The 20,590-nt window shown below is 44.0% G+C and carries 21 protein-coding genes; 12 read left to right on the top strand and 9 right to left on the bottom strand.

The genetic code is table 11. The annotated features are described in order from the left end of the window. The first annotated feature begins 12 nt into the window (after nucleotides 1–12). From HYN43_RS22890 to HYN43_RS22905, 4 genes are read left to right on the top strand one after another with little or no spacing between them, the layout of a single operon-like run. Nucleotides 13–975: an ABC transporter ATP-binding protein gene (locus HYN43_RS22890; RefSeq protein WP_119406243.1), complete on the top strand. Its 963-nt coding sequence runs from the start codon at nucleotides 13–15 to the stop codon at nucleotides 973–975. Then, a complete protein-coding gene (locus HYN43_RS22895; protein ID WP_119406244.1) occupies nucleotides 968–2,539 on the top strand; it encodes an ABC transporter permease/substrate-binding protein in 1,572 nt (523 codons plus the stop codon). The genes HYN43_RS22890 and HYN43_RS22895 overlap by 8 nt, the downstream gene beginning before the upstream one ends. Nucleotides 2,540–2,544: 5 nt before the next feature. Next, a complete protein-coding gene (egtB, locus tag HYN43_RS22900; RefSeq protein WP_119406245.1) occupies nucleotides 2,545–3,696 on the top strand; it encodes an ergothioneine biosynthesis protein EgtB in 1,152 nt (383 codons plus the stop codon). 24 nt (nucleotides 3,697–3,720) lie between these two features. Further along, nucleotides 3,721–4,710, top strand: coding sequence for an L-histidine N(alpha)-methyltransferase (locus HYN43_RS22905; RefSeq protein ID WP_119406246.1), 990 nt, complete (start codon nucleotides 3,721–3,723; stop codon nucleotides 4,708–4,710). A gap of 167 nt (nucleotides 4,711–4,877) precedes the next feature. Here the strand turns inward: HYN43_RS22905 and HYN43_RS22910 are convergent, their stop codons facing one another. Then, nucleotides 4,878–5,699: a phytanoyl-CoA dioxygenase family protein gene (locus HYN43_RS22910; protein ID WP_119406247.1), complete on the bottom strand. Its 822-nt coding sequence runs from the start codon at nucleotides 5,697–5,699 to the stop codon at nucleotides 4,878–4,880. A 124-nt stretch (nucleotides 5,700–5,823) separates the two neighbouring features. Here HYN43_RS22910 and HYN43_RS22915 point away from each other — a divergent pair, with 124 nt between their 5' ends. Further along, nucleotides 5,824–6,717 (top strand): AraC family transcriptional regulator, encoded by an 894-nt coding sequence (locus HYN43_RS22915; protein WP_119406248.1) that lies wholly within the window; start codon nucleotides 5,824–5,826, stop codon nucleotides 6,715–6,717. On the opposite strand, the gene HYN43_RS22920 is transcribed toward HYN43_RS22915, so the two are convergent. Genes HYN43_RS22920 through HYN43_RS22935 form a run of 4 tightly spaced genes read right to left on the bottom strand, consistent with a single transcriptional unit; the run spans nucleotide 6,714 to nucleotide 9,390 of the window. Next, the gene (locus tag HYN43_RS22920; protein ID WP_119406249.1) at nucleotides 6,714–7,370 is read right to left on the bottom strand and encodes a response regulator transcription factor; all 657 of its coding nucleotides are present in this window, start codon (nucleotides 7,368–7,370) and stop codon (nucleotides 6,714–6,716) included. The two genes, HYN43_RS22915 and HYN43_RS22920, sit on opposite strands and share 4 nt — an antisense overlap. Nucleotides 7,371–7,421: 51 nt before the next feature. Beyond that, nucleotides 7,422–8,222 carry a sensor histidine kinase gene (locus tag HYN43_RS22925; protein ID WP_119406250.1) on the bottom strand — a complete coding sequence of 267 codons (801 nt, stop codon included), beginning with the start codon at nucleotides 8,220–8,222 and terminating at the stop codon, nucleotides 7,422–7,424. A gap of 24 nt (nucleotides 8,223–8,246) precedes the next feature. Further along, entirely contained in the window at nucleotides 8,247–8,885 is a 639-nt protein-coding gene (locus tag HYN43_RS22930; protein ID WP_162996590.1) for a hypothetical protein, read from the bottom strand. A 13-nt stretch (nucleotides 8,886–8,898) separates the two neighbouring features. After that, the gene (locus tag HYN43_RS22935; RefSeq protein ID WP_119406252.1) at nucleotides 8,899–9,390 is read right to left on the bottom strand and encodes a hypothetical protein; all 492 of its coding nucleotides are present in this window, start codon (nucleotides 9,388–9,390) and stop codon (nucleotides 8,899–8,901) included. A 353-nt stretch (nucleotides 9,391–9,743) separates the two neighbouring features. Between HYN43_RS22935 and HYN43_RS22940 the strand changes: the two genes are divergently transcribed. The 4 genes from HYN43_RS22940 (at nucleotide 9,744) to HYN43_RS22955 (ending at nucleotide 12,806) form a co-directional block, all read left to right on the top strand. After that, nucleotides 9,744–10,166 (top strand): hypothetical protein, encoded by a 423-nt coding sequence (locus tag HYN43_RS22940; RefSeq protein ID WP_119406253.1) that lies wholly within the window; start codon nucleotides 9,744–9,746, stop codon nucleotides 10,164–10,166. A gap of 231 nt (nucleotides 10,167–10,397) precedes the next feature. After that, on the top strand, nucleotides 10,398–10,685 hold the full coding sequence (locus HYN43_RS22945; RefSeq protein ID WP_162996591.1) for a hypothetical protein: 288 nt from the start codon (nucleotides 10,398–10,400) through the stop codon (nucleotides 10,683–10,685). A 62-nt stretch (nucleotides 10,686–10,747) separates the two neighbouring features. Next, nucleotides 10,748–10,954 carry a hypothetical protein gene (locus tag HYN43_RS22950; RefSeq protein ID WP_119406255.1) on the top strand — a complete coding sequence of 69 codons (207 nt, stop codon included), beginning with the start codon at nucleotides 10,748–10,750 and terminating at the stop codon, nucleotides 10,952–10,954. 10 nt (nucleotides 10,955–10,964) lie between these two features. After that, on the top strand, nucleotides 10,965–12,806 hold the full coding sequence (locus HYN43_RS22955) for a transthyretin-like family protein (protein ID WP_119406256.1): 1,842 nt from the start codon (nucleotides 10,965–10,967) through the stop codon (nucleotides 12,804–12,806). 144 nt (nucleotides 12,807–12,950) lie between these two features. Here the strand turns inward: HYN43_RS22955 and HYN43_RS22960 are convergent, their stop codons facing one another. The 3 genes from HYN43_RS22960 to HYN43_RS22970 form a co-directional block, all read right to left on the bottom strand. After that, nucleotides 12,951–13,838 (bottom strand): dienelactone hydrolase family protein, encoded by an 888-nt coding sequence (locus HYN43_RS22960; protein ID WP_119406257.1) that lies wholly within the window; start codon nucleotides 13,836–13,838, stop codon nucleotides 12,951–12,953. Between the two features lie 254 nt (nucleotides 13,839–14,092). Beyond that, on the bottom strand, nucleotides 14,093–14,695 hold the full coding sequence (locus HYN43_RS22965; protein WP_205589809.1) for a DUF1349 domain-containing protein: 603 nt from the start codon (nucleotides 14,693–14,695) through the stop codon (nucleotides 14,093–14,095). Nucleotides 14,696–14,849: 154 nt separating this feature from the next. Continuing rightward, nucleotides 14,850–15,200 (bottom strand): hypothetical protein, encoded by a 351-nt coding sequence (locus HYN43_RS22970; RefSeq protein WP_162996592.1) that lies wholly within the window; start codon nucleotides 15,198–15,200, stop codon nucleotides 14,850–14,852. Between the two features lie 166 nt (nucleotides 15,201–15,366). Between HYN43_RS22970 and HYN43_RS22975 the strand changes: the two genes are divergently transcribed. From HYN43_RS22975 to HYN43_RS22990, 3 genes are all read left to right on the top strand, one after another. Further along, nucleotides 15,367–15,948, top strand: a complete 582-nt coding sequence (locus HYN43_RS22975; RefSeq protein WP_119409085.1) for a Crp/Fnr family transcriptional regulator — start codon at nucleotides 15,367–15,369, stop codon at nucleotides 15,946–15,948. Nucleotides 15,949–16,024: 76 nt separating this feature from the next. Continuing rightward, entirely contained in the window at nucleotides 16,025–16,693 is a 669-nt protein-coding gene (locus HYN43_RS22980) for a hypothetical protein (RefSeq protein ID WP_119406259.1), read from the top strand. 165 nt (nucleotides 16,694–16,858) lie between these two features. Continuing rightward, nucleotides 16,859–17,989, top strand: coding sequence for an acyltransferase family protein (locus tag HYN43_RS22990; RefSeq protein WP_119406261.1), 1,131 nt, complete (start codon nucleotides 16,859–16,861; stop codon nucleotides 17,987–17,989). Nucleotides 17,990–18,045: 56 nt separating this feature from the next. On the opposite strand, the gene HYN43_RS22995 is transcribed toward HYN43_RS22990, so the two are convergent. After that, nucleotides 18,046–20,376 carry a T9SS type B sorting domain-containing protein gene (locus HYN43_RS22995; protein WP_162996593.1) on the bottom strand — a complete coding sequence of 777 codons (2,331 nt, stop codon included), beginning with the start codon at nucleotides 20,374–20,376 and terminating at the stop codon, nucleotides 18,046–18,048. Nucleotides 20,377–20,590 lie beyond the last annotated feature (214 nt).

Here is a 20,590-nt window from a genome sequence, read left to right on the forward strand (position 1 = left end):
CCCAAAAAGCCTATGATAAAGGTTGACAATTTAAGCAAGCGTTTTGGGGATGTTAAGGCCGTGGATGGTGTATCGTTCGGGGTGCCCGAACAGGAAACGCTCATTTTGCTGGGTACCAGCGGCTGCGGTAAAACCACCACGCTCAAAATGATTAACCGGTTGATAGAGCCTACAGGTGGCAGCATTTATATCGACGGTAAAAACATCATGGAGCAGCAACCCGAGGTTTTGCGCCGGAGTATTGGCTATGTGCTGCAAAACAATGGTTTATTTCCGCATTATACCGTGGCCGAAAATATTGCGGTTGTACCCAACCTGCTAAAATGGGACAAACAAAAAACAGAAAAACGCATAGCCGAGTTGATGGAAAAACTCCACCTCGATGCGGCTTATCTAAAAGCATATCCTAACGAGCTAAGCGGCGGGCAACAGCAGCGGATCGGCCTGGCAAGAGCATTGGTATCCGATCCGCCGGTGCTGCTGATGGACGAACCATTCGGCGCGCTGGATAACGTTACCCGCTCAAAAATCCATGCCGAATTCAAGGCCCTTGATGAGCTGAAGCGCAAAACCATCATCATGGTAACCCATGATGTGCAGGAAGCTTTTGAACTGGGCGACAGGATCTGCCTGATGGATAAAGGCCGGATCATCCAGGCGGGCACACCGGCCGATCTGCTTTTTAACCCGGTTAACAATTTTGTTAAAGAGTTCCTTGAACATCAACGCTTACAATTGGAGTTTAAAACCATCAAACTAAATGATCTGTGGGAGCTGCTTCCGGAGTTGAACAAGGAAACCAACGCGTCGTCATTTAATATCGACTCAAGTTTATGGGAGGCTTTGGAAAGCTTTAAATTTAATGCCGGCGAAACCATCAATATCAGCAAAGATCAGAATCAAATAAAAACGGCAGGCTTCGAGCAATTAATGTCGGCTTTTTATCAATATAAAAACAAGCAAAGCCATGAATGAGCAGCAGCAAACTTTATGGCAGTTTATGCAGCAGCAATCGGGCAAACTGCAGGAGCAAACTTTGCAGCATATCGGCTTAACATTTATTTCGCTGTGCGTTGCCGTGCTGGTGGGCTTGCCGCTGGGAATCCTCATCTCGCGTAAAAAACAATTATCGGGCATTGTTTTAGGGATAGCGGGCGTGCTGCAAACTATTCCGAGTATTGCTTTGCTGGGCTTCATGATCCCGCTGTTGGGTATCGGCCCCAAACCGGCTATTGTGGCTTTGCTGCTGTATGCCTTGTTGCCTATTATCCGCAATACTTACACCGGTATTTTAGGGGTTGATGCTTCGGTTAAAGAAGCGGCTACCGCCATGGGCATGAGTAAATGGCAAATTCTGTTTAAGGTGGAGCTGCCCTTAGCCATGCCGGTAATTTTTGCTGGTATCCGTACCGCTACGGTAATCAATGTTGGGGTAGCTACTTTAGCGTCATTGATAGCAGCCGGTGGTTTGGGCGAATTTATTTTCGGCGGTATTTCGTTAAATAATACCAATATGATACTGGCGGGTGCTATTCCATCGGCACTGCTCGCTGTTATTTTTGATGTGCTTTTGTCGCTGGTGCAAAAAATCAGCTTTAAAAAAATAAAAAAAGCGCTTTATGTATTACCGGTATTGCTGGTGCTGCTTTGTTTGTTTTACATAGTCCCGGCAAAATCAACCAGTAAGCTTACTGCCGGCTTTACACCGGAGTTTATGGGCCGGCAGGATGGCGATATCGGCCTCAGGAGTAAATACGGGTTAAAGATCCATACCATCGTGATAAGCGATGCGGTAATGTACAAGGCAGCCTTTGAGAAACAGCTGGATGTGATCAGCGGATACTCTACCGATGGCAGGTTGAAAGCGTATAATTTAGTTGTTTTGGATGATGATAAGCACATTTTTCCGCCTTATTATGCCGCCCCGATTGTGCGCGATGATGCCCTGCAAAAATTTCCTGACCTTGAAAAGACATTAAACCTGCTTGCAGGCAAAATAAATGATTCGGTAATGACAGATTTAAATTACCGCACCGACTATCTTCACCAAACGCCCGAACGGGTAGCCAAAGATTTTTTGGTGGCACACCAATTGTGGCGTACCGAACGCGGGGGGAGCAATGGCGTAGTACGCATCGGCTCAAAAATTTTTGGCGAACAATATATACTGGCCAATATGTACAGCATGCTGATAAAAGGATATACGGATTATGATGTATCGACCAAAACAGGCCTCGGCGGCACCAAAATTTGTTTTGATGCCATGACCAATAACCAGATTGATTTTTATCCCGAGTACACCGGTACGGGGCTGTTGGCCATATTACAGGCACCACCCCAAACGGTTAACCGGATAAGTGTAAATAAGGATAGTACATTCAGCTACGTGCAGCAGCAATTTGAAAAACAATACCAGACAAAATGGCTCAGGCCCATCGGTTTTAACAATGCTTATGCCCTAATGATGCGGCAAAAGCAGGCGAATGAACTGGGCATCAAAACAATTTCGAACCTAAAACAGTTTTTGGATAGGAAGTAATTTAAATGGATTTAATAACACGTTACCAGGAGGTGCGCCGCCGTACCGAAAAAATATGTTCGTACCTGCAAACCGAAGATTATGTGGTGCAGCCCGTGGTTGATGTTAGTCCGCCTAAGTGGCATATCGGTCATGTTACCTGGTTTTTTGAAACGTTTATCCTAAAACCCTATTTTATGGGTTACCAGGAGTATAATCCTGATTATAATTACGTTTTTAACAGCTATTACGAAACCGTAGGCAACCGTGTTATCCGTACCGATCGCGGCAACCTGAGCCGCCCTACCGTTATCGAAATTTATAGCTACCGCAAATATGTTGATGAAGCCATGGAGGGTTTTCTTTGCGGTGAGATTAGCGATGAGGTAAAGGAATTGATGATACTTGGTTTTAATCACGAAGAGCAGCACCAGGAATTATTAATGACGGATATTAAATACATCCTCGGCCATAACCCGCTGTTCCCGGCATATAACAGGGCCCATGCGGCTCCTGATATGGAGAAAGTTGTTTCTGATGATTTTATCAGCGTAAATGAAGGTATTTACGAAATAGGTTTTACCGGTGATGGCTTTTGCTTTGACAACGAGCTGAACCGCCACAAGGTTTATCTTAATGCCTACCAGATAAGCCCCAAACTGGTAACCAATGCCGAATACCTTGAGTTTATTAACAGCGGCGGCTATCAAGATTTTCGCCACTGGCATGCCGAGGGTTGGGATTGGGTAAAAACCAACAAGGTAGAAGCCCCCCTATACTGGCACAATATTGATGGCGAATGGCATAACTATACCTACCACGGCCTGGAACAATTGCATTTAAAAGCCCCGGTAACACACATCAGTTATTTTGAGGCTTATGCTTATGCCTCATGGAAAGGCCTGCGCCTGCCTACCGAGTTTGAGTGGGAAGCTGCTGCTACCCAATTTAACTGGGGCCAGCGCTGGGAGTGGACCGAAAGCTCCTACCTCCCCTACCCGGGTTTTGCCAAAGCCCCCGGAGCTATTGGCGAGTACAATGGCAAATTTATGGTAAACCAAAAAGTACTACGCGGAGCATCGGAGGTTACACCGCCGGGGCATAGCCGCATTACATACCGTAACTTTTTTCAAACAAATTTACGCTGGCAGTTTACTGGCATAAGGCTTGCAAAGTAACCGGCACAAACCACCACCATACCTATGAACCCAGTTATTACACCAGAAAAAGCCAACTGTACCATTAGCGAAGAGAACAGGCAGTTTTATGCCGATGTTATAGCGGGCTTAAAATCAGAACCCAAACACCTCGACTCGAAATATTTTTATGATGCCAATGGCGATAAGCTATTCCAGGAGCTGATGAACTGCGACGAGTATTACCCCACCAATTGCGAGTTGGAGATCTTCTCAGAAAAAACAGCCGAGATCTGCGATGCGCTTATTGCCGATGGAGATGCTTTTGATTTGATAGAGCTTGGAGCCGGCGATGCTACCAAATCAAGCTTTCTGCTTAAATACCTGTTGGATAAAAATGCCGATTTTACCTATCTGCCTATCGATATATCTGATAATGTAATATCGTACCTCAATATCACCCTCCCCGTTACCCTGCCCGGAATAAAAATAACCGGCCTTAACGGCGAGTATTTCCAGATGCTGAAAAAAGCTGCCACAATTTCGTCAAGACGCAAGGTGGTGTTGTTTTTAGGATCGAACATAGGCAATATGCCCATTAACGATGCCATCGAATTTTGCCGCGAACTGAGGGGTAATTTATCCGAAGGCGATATGGTACTGATAGGCATGGACCTGAAAAAAGATCCACGTGTTATCCTTGCCGCCTACAATGATAAAGACGGAATTACCCGCGAGTTTAACCTCAACCTGCTGCGCCGCATTAACCGCGAGCTTCATGCTGATTTTAATATAGATCAGTTTGAGCATTATCCAACCTACGATCCCGAATCGGGAGCATGCAAAAGTTACCTCATCAGCCTGCAGGATCAGGAAGTAATGATAGGCCACGAAAAGGTAAGCTTCAAAAAGGATGAATACATTTATATGGAGATCTCACAAAAGTTCACCATTATGCAAACCGACCAGATTGCGATAAACACAGGCTTCCAGCCGGTGGGCCAGTTTTTTGATACCAAGAAATGGTTTATTGATGCGGTGTGGGTGGCAGCGTAACCGTTGATGCTTTTTTGATTACGTTGATTTCGCTGATGGTGTCTGAATCAGAATTTACAGAATTAAAGAATATACAGAATACTAAGCAAATTCGATAAATTCCAATAATTCCCCCAAATTCGAGTTCAGACAAATAAAAATCAACGTAATCACCTCTAATCAACGGTTCAGAGCACCTTCGGGTTTAACTCCGAATCAATTACCTCTCCAATGGGTTTCCCCATTAACCATTTCTCGTGGTCATTTTTTTGCCAGTTGTTTTTGTATGGGGTGATGCGGGCACCATCGGCCACATAAATAACCGTCATAACCTCGCGCATTTTATCCGAGTTATTGCCGGGGGCATTATGAATGGTAAAACCCCGGTGCCAGGTGGCATCGCCGGCGGCCATGGTTTGGGCACGGGTTATTTCAAAGCCTTTTTCCTTTACATATTCATCAAAGGCCGATTCCGATTCGTCCGAAATTTCTGTGTTAAATACGGCGCCGCCCCTGTCCGATCGGGATGCAAATGTGAGCATGCCCATATCCACATCAATATCTACCAACGGCATCCACAAGGTTACGGTGTTATGGGTATCAATAGGCCAGTAATATTGATCCTGGTGCCAGGGGGTAGGGCCGCCACCGGGTTCTTTAAACAGGGCCTGATCATGGTAGATCCTTACGTTTTCAACCCCCATCAGGTCGGCAGCTATTTTGGCCAGGCGTTTTGATAGTACAAAACTCTTTACATCTTCGTCAACCTGCCACAGGTTCATGATCTGTAAAAAGGCTTTGCCGTAGGTGTCGCGATCTTCAAGTTTACGTTTTTCGGTGTTGTATCGGTCGGCTGCGCCAACAATTACGGGGCGGTAAGCATTAATTTCTTCTTTTGTAAGCACTTCGTGCACAAGCGTATGGCCTTTTTCATTAAATTCATTAATATTGTGGTTGGATAGTTTTTTAAAATTATCAAGCCGTGGTAGATGAGCGATCTGTGCATTCATAATTTTTAGGTTTATATCTCAAAGTAAGCTTATCTTTAAGTGAAAAAAAATGAAATGAATGGTGCATTTATGGGTGATTTTATCCGTAATTTAAATAAATATTATTTTCACGCTAAAATATGCAATGATAAAAGCCTCGTACGAAGTTCTTCAGCCCGCAAACAGCCAATCGTTTCTTGTGCGCAAATTTGATAAGCTGGCATTTGATGCCCCTTATCATTTTCACGAGGAATATGAGCTTACCTGTGTTATAAACGGCAGCGGCAAACGCTACGTTGGCAGCCACATGGAAGATTTTAACCAGGGCGACCTGGTTTTGCTTGGCCCCAACCTGCCACATTGCTGGAAACTGGAATCGAACGAGCAAACGCTGCGTACAGCCAGCGCCGTTGTGATCCAGTTTAACGATGCCTTTTTGGGCGAAGAGTTTTTCAATAAGTTTGAGTTACAGCTCATCAAAAAGCTTTTTCAGAAAGCAGGTTGCGGCGTATCATTTTATGGCGAAACGAGCAGGGAGATTAACCAGATGCTGCTTGGCCTGGTTGAAGAAAAAAGCAATTTCAGGATTTTGATAGGTTTACTGGAGATCCTGCACCGCCTGGCCTCATCCGAAGAATATAACCTGCTTGATCAGCACCGCATTATTGCCGAACGATCAATTACCGAGCGCGAACGGATTAACCCGGTGTTTGCCTACCTGGTAGAAAATTTCAGGAAACATGTATCATTGGATAAAGCGGCCAGCATTGCCAACATGACGCCTAATGCTTTTTGTAAGTACTTTAAAAAGGTTACCCGTAAAACTTTTATGGAAACCATTATTGAGTACCGCTTAAATTACGCCATCCAGCAGTTGGTACAAACAGATAAGCCAATATCAGAAATCTCGTACGAGAGTGGTTTTGGCGATGTATCGCACTTTTATAAAATGTTTAAGGCCAAAATGAATTTAAGCCCGTTAAACTACCGTAAAAGATTTGTGCGCAATTTGGCAGGCGATAAAAAGCTGTCGGCTTAGTTTACGTTGATAATACCGCGTTTAATGGCATAAATTACCAGTCCCACTAAATTTTTTGATCCTGTTTTTTCGAATAAACGCGCCCGGTATCCCTCAACCGTGCGTACGCTCAGAAAAATTTTATCGGCAATTTCCTGGTTCGAGCACTCCTGGCATACCAGTTTAAGCACTTCTATCTCGCGCTCATTCAAATCGGTTTTATTGCTGGCAGCCCCTTCGGATGGATCGTTGCCTACCAGTTGTTTGATGAGGGTGATAGACAGGTGTTCGTTAAAGTAAAAGCCCTTGCAGTAAACAGTTGATACGGCTTCGATGATCTCTTCGGGCTCGGCATTTTTAAGCAGGTAGCCCGATGCGCCGGCCTTCATCATATCAACAATATACTTGTCTTCGTTAAACATGGATAGCGCCAGGATCTTGATATCTTTAAAATGCTGATGCACGTAGGTGGCGGTTTGGATGCCATCCATCTCGGGCATTTTAATATCCATCAGGATAACATCGGGCGTTTTGGTGGCCAGCAGGCCCACCAGCTCCTTCCCGTTTGATGCTTCGAGTATAATTTCAAAATCCTCGCAATCTTCAAGGGTAGCCTTTAAACCATTTCTGAAAATTTTATGGTCATCTACTATGCCTAATTTTACCGGACCCATTGCTTAATTCAAACTTTCAAATAATCAATAAATATAGACTATTGCTTTTAACTATGCCACTTTTAATTTAATGATGGTAATGGCCCCGCTTTGGGCCTTGCTGTAGGTATTAAGTTCGCCATTAATAAGTTGCACGCGGCTCTGCAGGTTTTTAAGGCCGAAGCCATGCTTCACATCCGTCATATCGAACCCCTTGCCGTTATCTTTAAACTCCATTACCAGGTACCCGGCATCCATGCTGATGGTAAGGTTAATAATGGTAGCTTCCGAATGTTTTATGGCGTTACCAAACAGTTCCTGTGCTATGCGGTACAATGCCAGTTCAATTTCGTGCGGGAAACGTTTATCAGCAATGTTTTTGGTAAACTTAACTTTGATATGCGTGTTTTGCTCCACCTTGGCACACAAGGCTTCGATGGCGGCCAGTAAACCATAATCGGTAAGGATGGGGGGCAGCACGTTCTGGATGATATTCCTGATCTCCTGGATACACTCATCGGCCAGTTTGCGGGTATCCATCAACAGGGGTTGGCTTACCTCGTTCACACAGTTTTTATCCAGCCTGTGCAGGTTAAGCTTAATGGCCGAAAGCACCTGGCCAACACTATCGTGCAGATCTTCGGCCAGGCGTTTGCGTTCGCTTTCCTGGGTTTCAAAAACGGCATTCATCAGGTCGGTTTGGCGGGCGTCGTGAAGGGCACGTACCTCGGCCTGGTTTTTAAGCATTCTTCGCTGGTAAATGATTACGAAGAAGAACAGGAAAATAATTAATACAACAACCACCAATGTGCCGATGATAAGCACCGGGACAAGGCCGTTTTGAGATACCTGTAATATTGGGGAGTTGTGCATTATTAAATATGTTCAGGCTTAAAGCTACGATGTTTTTTGCGGCTTGCAGAGTAAACCTATCGAATATAATATATTGGCGATAATATTAGAAATGCTATGAATCATGTAAAAGCCGGCTCTGTCATTTTGGGGTATCTGATTCAGTAACATGAAAAGAAATATATTAACAGCTGAGTAAAATAAAATGCCAGCATTGATCCAAAACGGGCCTTGTTTTTCTATATGGACAAACTCTTGTGGATTAAGTAATTGATAGAAGTAGCAAAGGGATAATGTAATAAGAAATACTCCAAGAGCTGTATTTGATACGGATGGATATTCATTCAAGTTGTGATTATAAATCAGCATGATAATCGCGGCAACGCATGAAAATATTATTGTTATATTCTTTAAAAGTTTTTTTTCAAATAGCTTGTGATATATAATGGTATAAAAGATTAGACTTACTACAATATAAACATGAATCACATACATGTCGTTCTTCAGCCCGTCCAGTAGCGCCATCCATAATCCTGCGTCTACAATAAAGGAAAATAGGAATAGGGCAGCGATTATTTTTAACAGGACATTTAGGTTTCGGAAGTTTAATACAGCAGCAGCAATCGGAAGTGCCCCCGATATTACCGAAACGATTTCCAATTGCCGTGAGTAATTAGTAGGCATTTTTTAGACTTTATTATGCTGTTGGTCCAGTGAGCTTGTTTTGAGGACAATTTGCCGAGCCCGGACATGGCATCGATTGTTCTCCTATGATATTAGAGGTTGTTGCAGACATCAACGAGAAAGTTTGTACGCCTTCTGCTGATTTCGCTTTTGAAGTAGTTTCTTCAGGTAGCTGATCCTCACCTGTTTCAAGCACCCCTGTGATGATAAAATGTTTTTGCCCTCCAACATTAGCAATAACAGACAAAAGGAAATTACTTACAGCAACCCAAAATTTTTGCCAGCTGTTAAGCCTTTGATCATTTGCATAGTAAATACGAATGCCCATACAACCGGGCTGATCAAGTATTCTATGTAATATCTCCTGTCCGAAAAATTGAGATATGATATCTTTTGGGTTACGATGCCTGTGGTTTTCTGTCCATTGTGCAGCTAAATCAAGTTCAATCGGTGCGCCTTCCTGGCCGGTGATAGGTGATGTAGGTCTTTTTTCTTGTGTTTCCATTGAAAATAGATAATAAGGGTTTTTAGTTTTTACATAAAACTAATGCTAATACGTAACTATTTCAATTTCGATACAAAGGGAATAGGTAGATGCCTTAGCTTTGATTTATTGCAAGTATCTGATTAACAAATATTTACCTTGAATGAGACTTAATCGCCCTACTATTAATACGTATTTTTACGTATCAAAAACTGTAATCTTACGTGTATGTATTTCTATTGTTTTGAAGCCTGATTAATGCTAAATGCTTTGGTTTATTGTTGATAAAAATATTTCATATATAATATCAGGATGCGATGGTTATTTATTAAATTGCTTTTAATAAAATAATACAAAAACCTTAAACCATTTTTATGAAACAAGAAATGCAAATTTCACAGATCAGCCCTGATCAGGTAGGTGAGTTTATCAGCGAAAGCTTTTACCAGGAGTTAACCGAAAATTTCCAGCAAAAATTTCCAACCGAGGCAAAGTCGGTAATGTTGAGCCGTGCAGCCCTCGAAACTGTTTTAAGTAGCGACAATGTATCCGGCATCAAATTTATGAATGGCCTTGCAGATGCAAATGATCCTTCATCAAGGATACTGGTATTGATCCCTTGTAATTATACCGTAACTGCAACTTTGCCTAATTCAATTATCAACCCGAACGGTTTCATGACCAATACCGGCGAAGTGATTTCGTTAGAAAGAACGTGGCAGGTATTGTTTAATCATGTTTTGAATTATAAAAAACTGGATCCGGAGATGGGATATACCCAAATCAACCGTGGGTAGTTTTTCGGACGGGTACGTTTAACTGAAACTCTTAATGCAGTTGATTGTGATAAATTTATATACCACTTTGGTTTCATTATAGAAGAGAATCTGCCATATAAACCTATTATACAACCGGCTAACGGCATTAAAATGTACACAGAGCAAGCCGTACCCTGTCCTGGTACTGCTGGTTGTCCCGCTGTTACAACATCAAATGATCCCTGCGCTCTCACCCGCATCACCACTACCATGTTAGGTACCCAAGCCGAAGGCCAGCTCAATGTTTTAAGATCGTTCCGCGATAAAATATTAACAGAACACTTTAGCGGTGCAGAGGTTGAAAAATATTATACCATTTCGGCTTCCCTGTTAGAGGGCATTGAGAAAGTTGCTGATAAAGACGCGGTGTTTAAAGATCTGTACAATAAGTACATTGCAACATCAATAAACGCCATCAACCAAAATGATGAGGCTACTGCTTTCGCCCTGTTCCGGGAAGCTATGCAGCACCTTACCGAAATGTATTTGTATCAATAACAACCTAAAATGTGATTTGAAGCGCCTTTCCTGCCCGGAAGGCGCTTTTTTTGTTTCCGTAAATGCCGCGCGTACTTATACGCTGGCAGTCCTTCTACTATTACGCTTACACATTACGTACAACCACAGGCTATAATAGCGTATTGGCAACCTTGTTTGCCGCCCGCTTTAACCCAAACTTTGATCTGCCCGATAAACTGCCCTTCGGTGTTATTGTGCGGAGTATGCTGAAAATCCAATATCAAAGAGTAAGCAGGTTAAAAATCTAACCAAAAACCTATGAATTACATTATTAAAGGAAACCTACGCGGTTTATTATGTTCGGATTGTGAATTGCCTGTTGCGGGCACATCGGTAAAAGTGTATAAAACTGCCGATCAGCAAAACGAAACCCGCCTTGCCGTTGCCGATCCTAAACAAACTTTTCACCAGGTAAGCGATGATGAACTGAAAACCAAAGAGCGCCTGTTCATCACCCAGGCCGACGTGCAGGAAAACGGAGATTTCAGCATCGAGATTGACGGCGCTAAATCCGGCTACGAAGGCGGTAGTGTTGATGTAGACTGGTATTGCGGCAACGAACCTTTCAAAATCCCGCTGCCTAAAAAAGGCCCGGTATTGCAGTTTCATATCACCACGCTGCAACCCTTATACAAAAGCACGCAGGAAAACGCCCAATACGCCAGATTCGATTACCGGATCGATCCCAAATGGTTTTGCCGGATCCTTACGCTGTTGGACATCTGGGTGGTTTGCGGTTATGTTACCGATTGCAAAACCAAAACACCTATTGCCGGTGTTAAGGTGTTTGCCTATGATGTTGATTTATTGCAGGATGACGTTCTGGGTAATGCCTATACCGATAGCAACGGCAAATTCACTATTGTATACCCGGGAGATAATTTCAGGAAAACCTTGTTGCCATGGTTAAACGTTGAATGGCCTGCCGGTCCGGATTATTATTTCCGTGTTGAAAGCTCATCGGGCAATGTATTGCTGGCCGAAGACCGTACCCGCGGCCGCCAGAACGACCGGCACAATGCGCACAACTGTTTCTGTGTGAAGTTTTGTATCGACGGAAGTGTAATTGTTGAAAATAAACCCTGGTTCACGTCATTCGGATATTTTAATATCACTTCGGATATTGATAGCCTTGGTAAAACGGCCCATGCCAAGTATGGAGTTGGAGGAGTAGGCTACGGCTTTTTTGGTGCGGTGAAACTGGTGGGTTATGCGCCAAAAAAGGTTCCTACAGCGCCATCAAGCCCGCTTTATTACCGGTTTCTGTATTCGCTTGATAATGTAAATTTTAGCCCGCTTACCTTGGGGCATACGCCGGTTGGCGGTGTTAAAGTAGCGTCGCGCAAAATAACATGGAACGGTATGGATGCTTTCCAGGATGTGGTTATTGATGGCGCGTTGCCTGCATCAGTACCAGATACGCTTCCACCGGATAATTACCCTGCCGATATTGCACCGCACGTATTGCACCCCGATGCTGATGGCTGGGTAAGGGTTGACCAGGCCTCGATTGACAACGCCTTTAACGGTCCGCTGTTTTACGTAAATACTGCCGCTATTATTGGCGGAGGCGATGCCGGTGCCGGGTTGCTTCCGGGCGATGAGGTATTGCCTGTAAATCAAAAAAATGGTACGCTGTTGTATGTTAAATTTCAAACTACGGATGATCCGGCCAATCCGGGCTCGCCTAATTTAAATACACAGGCACTCATTGGTAAAATTTATGTAAACAACTGGAGCGATGTTAACCTGCTTAAGCTACAGGAGCTGTTTAATGGCGGCAGCAACGGATGTACGCCGGTTCAGGCCGCGGCACATGCTAATTTTACTGCCGATCATGAATTGATGCTTAGCTGGGCATTGGGAGTAAATTCAAACGCCCTTGCCCACGAGGTACACGGGTTACCGCAAGGCAACGCGCCACGTGGCGGTTTTGCCAAGTTCGACCTGGTAAATCCTCCGGCGGGTTATGTTTTAGATCAGCCATTCAGCGCCTGGCCATCTTGTGCTTATAGCCTAACCTTAGGCACCATTCGCAAGCTAACCACAGGCGAAGCTAACGACCAGGGAAGAACAAACCAGGTTATTTTTTGCAAATAACCTACATGTGGAAGGGAGAACGGTACCGCGTTTGGCGGTGCCGTTTTTTGTTTTGAAATACACCCACAACCGTTAACCCGACCTTTATACAACCGAAGGACCCCTGCCAGTTTTGCCGAATCGACGATCGTCTTCGGGAGATAGCTAAGCCAGCTGCTCAGTAAAAAAATCAATAGTTCGTTTCCAGGCCAGTTCGGCCACTGTTTTATCATAACGGGGAGTGGTATCGTTATGGAAACCGTGGTTCACGTTTTCGTAAATAAAAGCCTGGTATTTTTTGCCGTTGGCTTTCAAGGCGGCCTCGTAAGCCGGCCAGCCATCGGTAATGCGGGTATCAAGCGAGGCATAATGCAGCATCAGCGGTGCATTAATCTTAGGAACATCGGCAGCAGCCGGCTGGGCGCCGTAAAAAGGAACGGCTGCGGCAAGTTCGGGTACCCGGACAGCCATGGTATTGGCTATGCCGCCACCAAAGCAAAAGCCAACAACGCCAACTTTACCGCTACAATCCTCATGGTTTTTAAGGTAGTTAAAGGCGGCTATGAAGTCTTCTTCCATTTCGCCTTTATTTCTTTGGGCTTGCAGTTCGCGGCCTTTGTCGTCATTTCCGGGGTAGCCACCCAGCGGTGTTAAGGCATCGGGTGCTAAAGAAACAAAGCCGGCCAGGGCGGCGCGGCGGCCAACATCTTCAATATATGAGTTTAATCCCCGGTTTTCGTGAACCACTATTATACCACCTAATTTCCTTTTTGCATCTGTCGGCTTTGATAGTAAACCTTTAATAGTACCTCCACCTTTTGGCGATGCATAATTGATATAACCCGATTTTAAGCGAGGATCATCGGCCCCAACCTGGATGTTGTTTTTATAATCGGGCATCAAAAAACTCATCAACGCGGGCACAGTTAAGCCGCCAACAGCATACAGCGATAACTTTTGCATAAATGCGCGGCGGTCCAACCGGTTGTGTGCATAATCGTCATACAGATCGAATACGTCCTGGCTGAGATCTTCTTTTTTTATCTGGCTCATAATTAAAGGTTTTATCAAATTTAGGTATCCTGTTAGTAATGGCATTGCAAAATGAATTTGGTTTTGGTAACGGTTGCGTTACATGAAGAAAGAGTGGCTGGCATAGCGCATGGTTTACTCACCCGATCTGCGCTTCGCTGGATCAACCTCTCTCCGGCTGCGCCGCAAAGAGGGTTGGAAAATAAAAATCCCCTCTTTACATGTAATTGCAAAGAGGGGATAACGGGTGTAGCAACGTTAGGCTAAGTAAAAGGTTATTTTACCGGCTTTACCACAAAATCATCAAAAACCACATCAAAGCTTTTTTTGCCCGGCGCTGCGGCTACCACACCAATTTGCGCTTTTACTTTTGGCGGGAAATAAGCCAGGCGCAGCATTTTAAAATCTTTATTATCAAACGAGTATTGAATCTGCACATAATCGCCTTTGCGAAGCAATTTTAACCATACCGATTTAGGGCTATCGGTACGGGGCACAACCGACCAGTCCGAAACCTCGCGGGTAACCACAGCACTTACATTTTGCACGCCATCTACATACTCAATACCGGTTTTTATCCAGTTTTTATAATCGATACGCACCATCAGGCCGGCCTGGTGAAAAAGTTCCTGGTAGTTGCCGGTAACTTTTACCGATGCCTCAAAATCGCCGATAACATCCTCATAATAAAATGGTCCCGAATCGCGAATAAAGCCGTAATGGGTAACACGCCAGTAATCGGTATTGGGATCAACCGTCATGGTAAGCTGTTTGGCGTTACCTTTCCATGCCTTTGGTTTGTTAAACCATTTCATAGTTTGGCTATAGCTCAGCATGGTGCTTAGCAGCAGGGCAAATGTTAATAGATGTTTTTTCATGGCTGCAAAATAAGGTTTATTACCAAAATAGTTAGCATTTTGCAGCGCTGTTTAATGTTAAATTTTATCATCGCCCACAAACGGAAAAAGCCTCCGAACCAGGGGAAGCCTTTCCATTTTTGATACCGGCTTTCGCTCCGGACCAGAGAATTATTTACGCAGCATCCTCTTCGCTCAACAAAAAGCGAAGCGGCGTAATCGGGCCAAGCGGAGTGTAATCAAACTCCATCATGCCGGCCTGGCCTAAGGGTAATTTTTCTAAAAGTTGATGGGCCGTATCAACATCAGCCACGTTCATAATAAATACCACGCCGCTTAAATCGGGTTTTACATACCACATCTCGATGGCGCCGGTTAAATATAAACGTACGGTGGCCGGTACTTCTTTGGTCATAACCGGGAGGCGCGTTTCGGGATTGAGGCCTTTTTCTGTCCAGCGGCCAATGGCCAGTATTTTGGTGGTTGGAGTTGTAAAATCGGGGATATTGTTTTTTTGATTTTCCATGATCTTGTGTTTTATTGTGTAAGCAAAATTGCAGCGTATTTTGCCCGATAATCTTGCCATTTGGCAAGAAAGCACCCTGAGGGTATTTATTTTGCAATATCGCCGTTTTTTGAAAAGTATATAATTATGTTAGCGATATTTAACAATGCGGTTTAATCATCAAATCATGAACAGGGACGCACTTATCGCTTTTTTGCATGGCAGCAATCTGATCTCCATGTCGGCAGCTAAAGAAACAGCCGATCATTTTACCTATAAAACCATTGCCAAAAATCAAATTCAGCTTAGCGAGGGAAGAATATGCGATGAATATCTGTTTTTAGAAAAGGGATATATGCGGGGCTTTGCGCACGATATTGATGGCAATGAGGTAACTACGGCCTTTTGCCAGGCAGGGCAGCTGGCATTCGAGGTATCCTCATTTTTTAACCGCATCCGATCAAAAGAGAACATCCAGGCGCTAACAGATTGTGAAGGCTGGTACATTACCTATCAGCAACTGAACCAGCTATTCCATGCCTCACCCGATTTCAGGGAATTTGGCCGTTCGGTATTGGTAAAAGGCTATACACAACTTAAAACCAGGATGCTGATGCAGATCACCGAAACAGCAGAGGAACGTTACAGCTACCTGCTGACCAACTATCCTCAGATTTTTCAGCATGTGCCGTTAAAACATATAGCCTCGTTTCTGGGTATTACAGATACTTCCCTAAGCCGCATCAGGAAAGAACTATTGAAAAAATAACAACGTATTGATTTCTTGTCAATTGGCAAGAGCCGGGCCTGTTAATTCCACTTCCTTTGTTTTAAAAAAACAAGCAATGGAAAACTTACCCAATTATATCAACATCGTATTTATATTAACTACGCTTTTAACTATGCTGCTGCTGTTTAAAGCCGGCAATTATTCAAAACCATTAATTATCATTACCACATTATGGCTTGCAGTGCAAGCCATTATTGGCCTAAGCGGTTTTTATACCATAAGCAGCGGAGTGCCGCCGCGTTTTATGCTTTTGCTTGCGCCGCCGGTAATTTTAATAACGGTTATCTTCTTTACCAAAAAGGGGAAGGAGCTTATCAATAACTTCAGTTTAAAAACCTTAACGCTGCTGCACATCGTACGCATCCCGGTCGAGCTTGTGCTATATTGGCTTTATCTGCATAAAGCAGTGCCCCAGGTAATGACTTTTGAGGGCCATAACTTTGATATCCTGTGCGGTTTAAGCGCGCCCTTTATATACTATTTTGGCTTTATAAAAAAGGTATTGAGCAAAAGGGTATTGATGGCATGGAATATCATTTGTATGTTGCTGCTTGCCAATATTGTTATTACAGCGGTTTTATCGGCCCCCTTCAGGTTTCAGCAGTTTGGGTTTGAGCAGCCCAATATCGCTTTGTTTTACTTTCCGTTTGTATGGCTTCCTGCTTTTGTTGTTCCGGCTGTGCTGTTTGCACACCTGGTGGCAGTAAGGCGATTGGCAAGATAAAATAAGGGTTTAATTTAGTTAAGCTTAAAAGCTTTTTATGCGATATGCAGCAAGGGGCGGTGTATGCCCCTTGTATTTGTTGATAAATAACAGCATATTTAGCTGCCCGGTATAACCTTGCCCGGCCGTAAGCCAATTAACTTTAAACTTTTTATTAAACCTGTAATGAGCCAGACTCCTGCTTATCTCGAAACAAAAAGCCATTATAAAATTCTTGACGGATTGCGCGGTGTGGCCGCTATTATTGTTGTAATATTTCATGTTTTTGAAGCCTATTCGGGCACGCGATTCAAACAGATTATTAACCACGGGTACCTCGCTGTCGACTTTTTCTTCTTGCTTTCGGGTTTTGTAGTGGCCTATGCTTATGATGACCGCTGGGGTAAGATGACCCAATGGGATTTTTATAAACGCAGGCTCATCCGCCTGCAGCCGATGGTTATTATGGGATCAGTTATCGGTGCTATATTTTTTTATTTGCAGGCCGGTAACTTTTTTCCGCTTGTTGCTGCTACACCCGTTTGGAAAATGCTTTTGGTGATGCTTGTTGGCTGTACCATGATCCCGCTGTTGCCATCAATGGATATCCGTGGCTGGCAGGAAATGCATCCGCTTAACGGACCGGCATGGTCGTTATTTTTTGAATATGTAGCCAATATTCTGTATGCGCTTTTTATCCGCAGATTTTCAAAAACAGCCCTTACCATATTGGTGCTTATATCGGCTGTTTTATTGGTGCGTTACGAAATCTGGGGCCCACAGGGTGATGTAATAGGCGGATGGACTATTGATAAAACCCAGCTTAATATAGGTTTTACCCGCTTGCTTTATCCATTTTTTGGCGGGATACTACTTTGCCGGATGGGAAAACTTATTCATGTTAAATGGGCTTTTACCGTATGTAGCCTGCTGCTCATTATTGTATTATTCATTCCGCGCGTTGGCGGCGAGCAACAACTTTGGATGAATGGTTTGTACGAATCGATCTGTATAATTTTTATTTTTCCGCTTATAGTTTCCATAGGCGCAGGCGCCGAACTTACCGGCAATACCGCGGTTAAAGTTTGTAAGTTTTTTGGTGATATCTCTTATCCCATCTACATTACCCATTATCCGCTTATATACTGGTATACAGCCTGGGTTGTTGATAACAAGGTGCCAATGGGTTATGGAATGATTTGGGGCGCAGTACTTTTTGTATCGAGCGTTGCCATAGCTTACGCTTGCCTTAAACTGTATGATGAACCGGTGAGGGAATGGTTGAGGAAGCGTTATTTGGTGAAGAAGAAAGCTTAAGTAAAATATCTGCTAAAAAAATACAGCCGCATTCCGCCAAAGGACAGCGGCTTTTTTTATCGCAAAACATTCACATTGCCGCTGCGGATGGCGCTGCCGTCCTTCAGATCAATAATGTAATAATATGCCCCTGTGGGTACAGATTGGCCGTTGTAAGTACCATTCCAGGGTTTAGGATAGCCTTTTGATTGAAATACAATTCCGCCGTTACGATCATATACTGTAACCGTTGCGTTTGGATAATTATCCAGGTATTTAATATTCCACACATCGTTAATGCCATCGCCGTTGGGAGTAAATATGTTGGGGATGTCGATATGGATTATCACTTTTACGGTTACATTGCTTTCGGCTTCGCAACCATCTGTTGATATTACTTTAAGTTTGTAGGTGGTGGTTATCTCCGGGCTTGCTACCGGGTGCTCGGCCCCGGCATCGCTAAGGCCTGTGGCAGGCGCCCATAAATAAGCGGCAATGGTACTGCCTGTTACCGTTGGGTTTAGCGTTATACTATTGCCCGCTAAAATTTCTTCATTGGCTTTAAGCATGATAACGGGGACAGGTACAACATTTACTTTAATATCTGTACCGATGTTGGGAATGCCGCAGCCGGTACCTGTTGTAGCTGCACAATTAACTAAATCGCCATCTTTTAAATCGGTTGTTGTAAAAGTATCCTTATTGGGGCCTGTATTAACCCCGTTCACCAGCCATTGATAGGTGGTGCCGGCGTCGCCGTTAACTACATCGGCTTTAAAAGTAACGGGCATACCGGCGCATACTTTAGATGATGCGGTTGAAACCCTAACCGACCGGCCGGGAGGAGCCGCTTCGTATTTAGCGGTAACCGTGAACGAGGCTATAGCTGTGCCTCCCGTTTTATCGATAGCGGTTAAAGTAACCTGCACCGGCACATTATTGTAAATGGGCGAACCCGGCGCGGGGCTTTGCGTTATTTTTACCTGTGCATCGGGGCAGTTATCAGCAATGGCGGCTGCAATGGTATAGTCGGCAAGGTTGGCGCAATCCTGCAAGGTTAGGTTATTATAAGTTGATGTAAAAACCGGCGAACTGTGTACATCAACCGGGATATTTACCGCCGATTGCTGGCAGCTAAAATACCCTATATCACCCGTAAGTTGGGTGCTGCCGCCACCCAATACGGTTGAAACTGTGCCATTAAGGGTAACCTTCCTGATTAGGTTATTAGTTTCATCAATCAGGTAAATATTGCCGCAAAGGTCCATATCCATGGGGCCTAATTGTCCAAACCTTACATCGCTGCCTGTGCCATCTGCATAACCCAGGGTTGTGCTGCCTAAAACGGCTTTTGCTTTGCCGTATTTATCAATTATTTTTAACAGGCCGGCATCACCTATGTACATGTTGCCGGCCCTGTCAAACCTCAGGCCGGTGGGCCCGGCGTTAAATGCGTTATCGGGATCTTTAACATCCGGGCGGTATAACTTACCCGGATCAAAATAGGTGGAAACGGTACCATCCGGGGCGATTTTCTTTATTTTCACCCTGGTTTCCATCAAAAATTCGGTAATACCTACAAAAACATTGCCTGCATCATCTACGTCAATATCATATAAATATTCAAACCGGGCCAGGTTACCGGGCCCGTCCTTATCGCCTTCGGTACTTCCGGCCAGCAGGCTGATTTTACCATCGGGTGTTATTTTATCAACGCGAAAGCCAAGGGGCAACGTAACATATAAATTATGCTGTTTATCAATAGCCAGCGCACCTGGACTTTCAAAAGGGCCTGCAAAATTTGAAACCGTACCATCGGGCATTAATTTTTTTATGTAGCCTGTATCCTCATCAGAAAAATAGATAATTCCCGCATCATCACAAATCATCCCGCCCCGGGGCATTTTGCCAACCGTACCGCCCAAACCCGTAAATACATCCGCCCCGGTGCCGGTTGGACCTCCGGCAAAAATGGTAATCTTACCATCAGGGGTAATTTTCCTGATGAGATGTGATGAAAATCCGCCCAGGTATAAATTACCCGAAGGATCAAAGCAAAGTGCGGCTGCGTCGGTTAAGCGGATATTGCCAGGGGTGGGTGTTGTTGTCAGCCCATCGCTTGCCGCGGTTAGGGTTAGGGTTTGCGGTCCGGTAGTACTGCAATCAAAAAATTCGGGCCTGAACCTTAATTTGGTTGTGGAGTCGGTATTATTAATAACCCTGGCCAGGTCATTAACCAGCACAGGATGATCGCCGGTGGTTTTAAAAGTATATTTGCCCGAAGCATCCGGTTTTAATACAATAGGTTGATTATTGGGAATAATGGTTGGTGCCTGGCCAAAAAGAAAGCTGTGCATGCAAAGGCATAGCACCATGATGGCGGCTCTAATTATTTGATAATTAGTCAAATCTTCCGTAAAGGTTAATTGGTTGGGGTAAAGATAGAACAAATGTGATATGCACAGCAACCTATTGAGGTTTAAATATCAATGTTACAGGTTTAGTCACCAGGTTTTAAAAATCAGCAGCAGCAAAACGAGGTTAACAACAAACGTGAAAAAAAGTTTCTATAATTTTTTACATTTCTCTGGCAATCTGAAAGTTTTTTTCCTATCATTACAA

It is taken from the genome of Mucilaginibacter celer (genome assembly GCF_003576455.2).
GTDB lineage: Bacteria > Bacteroidota > Bacteroidia > Sphingobacteriales > Sphingobacteriaceae > Mucilaginibacter > Mucilaginibacter celer.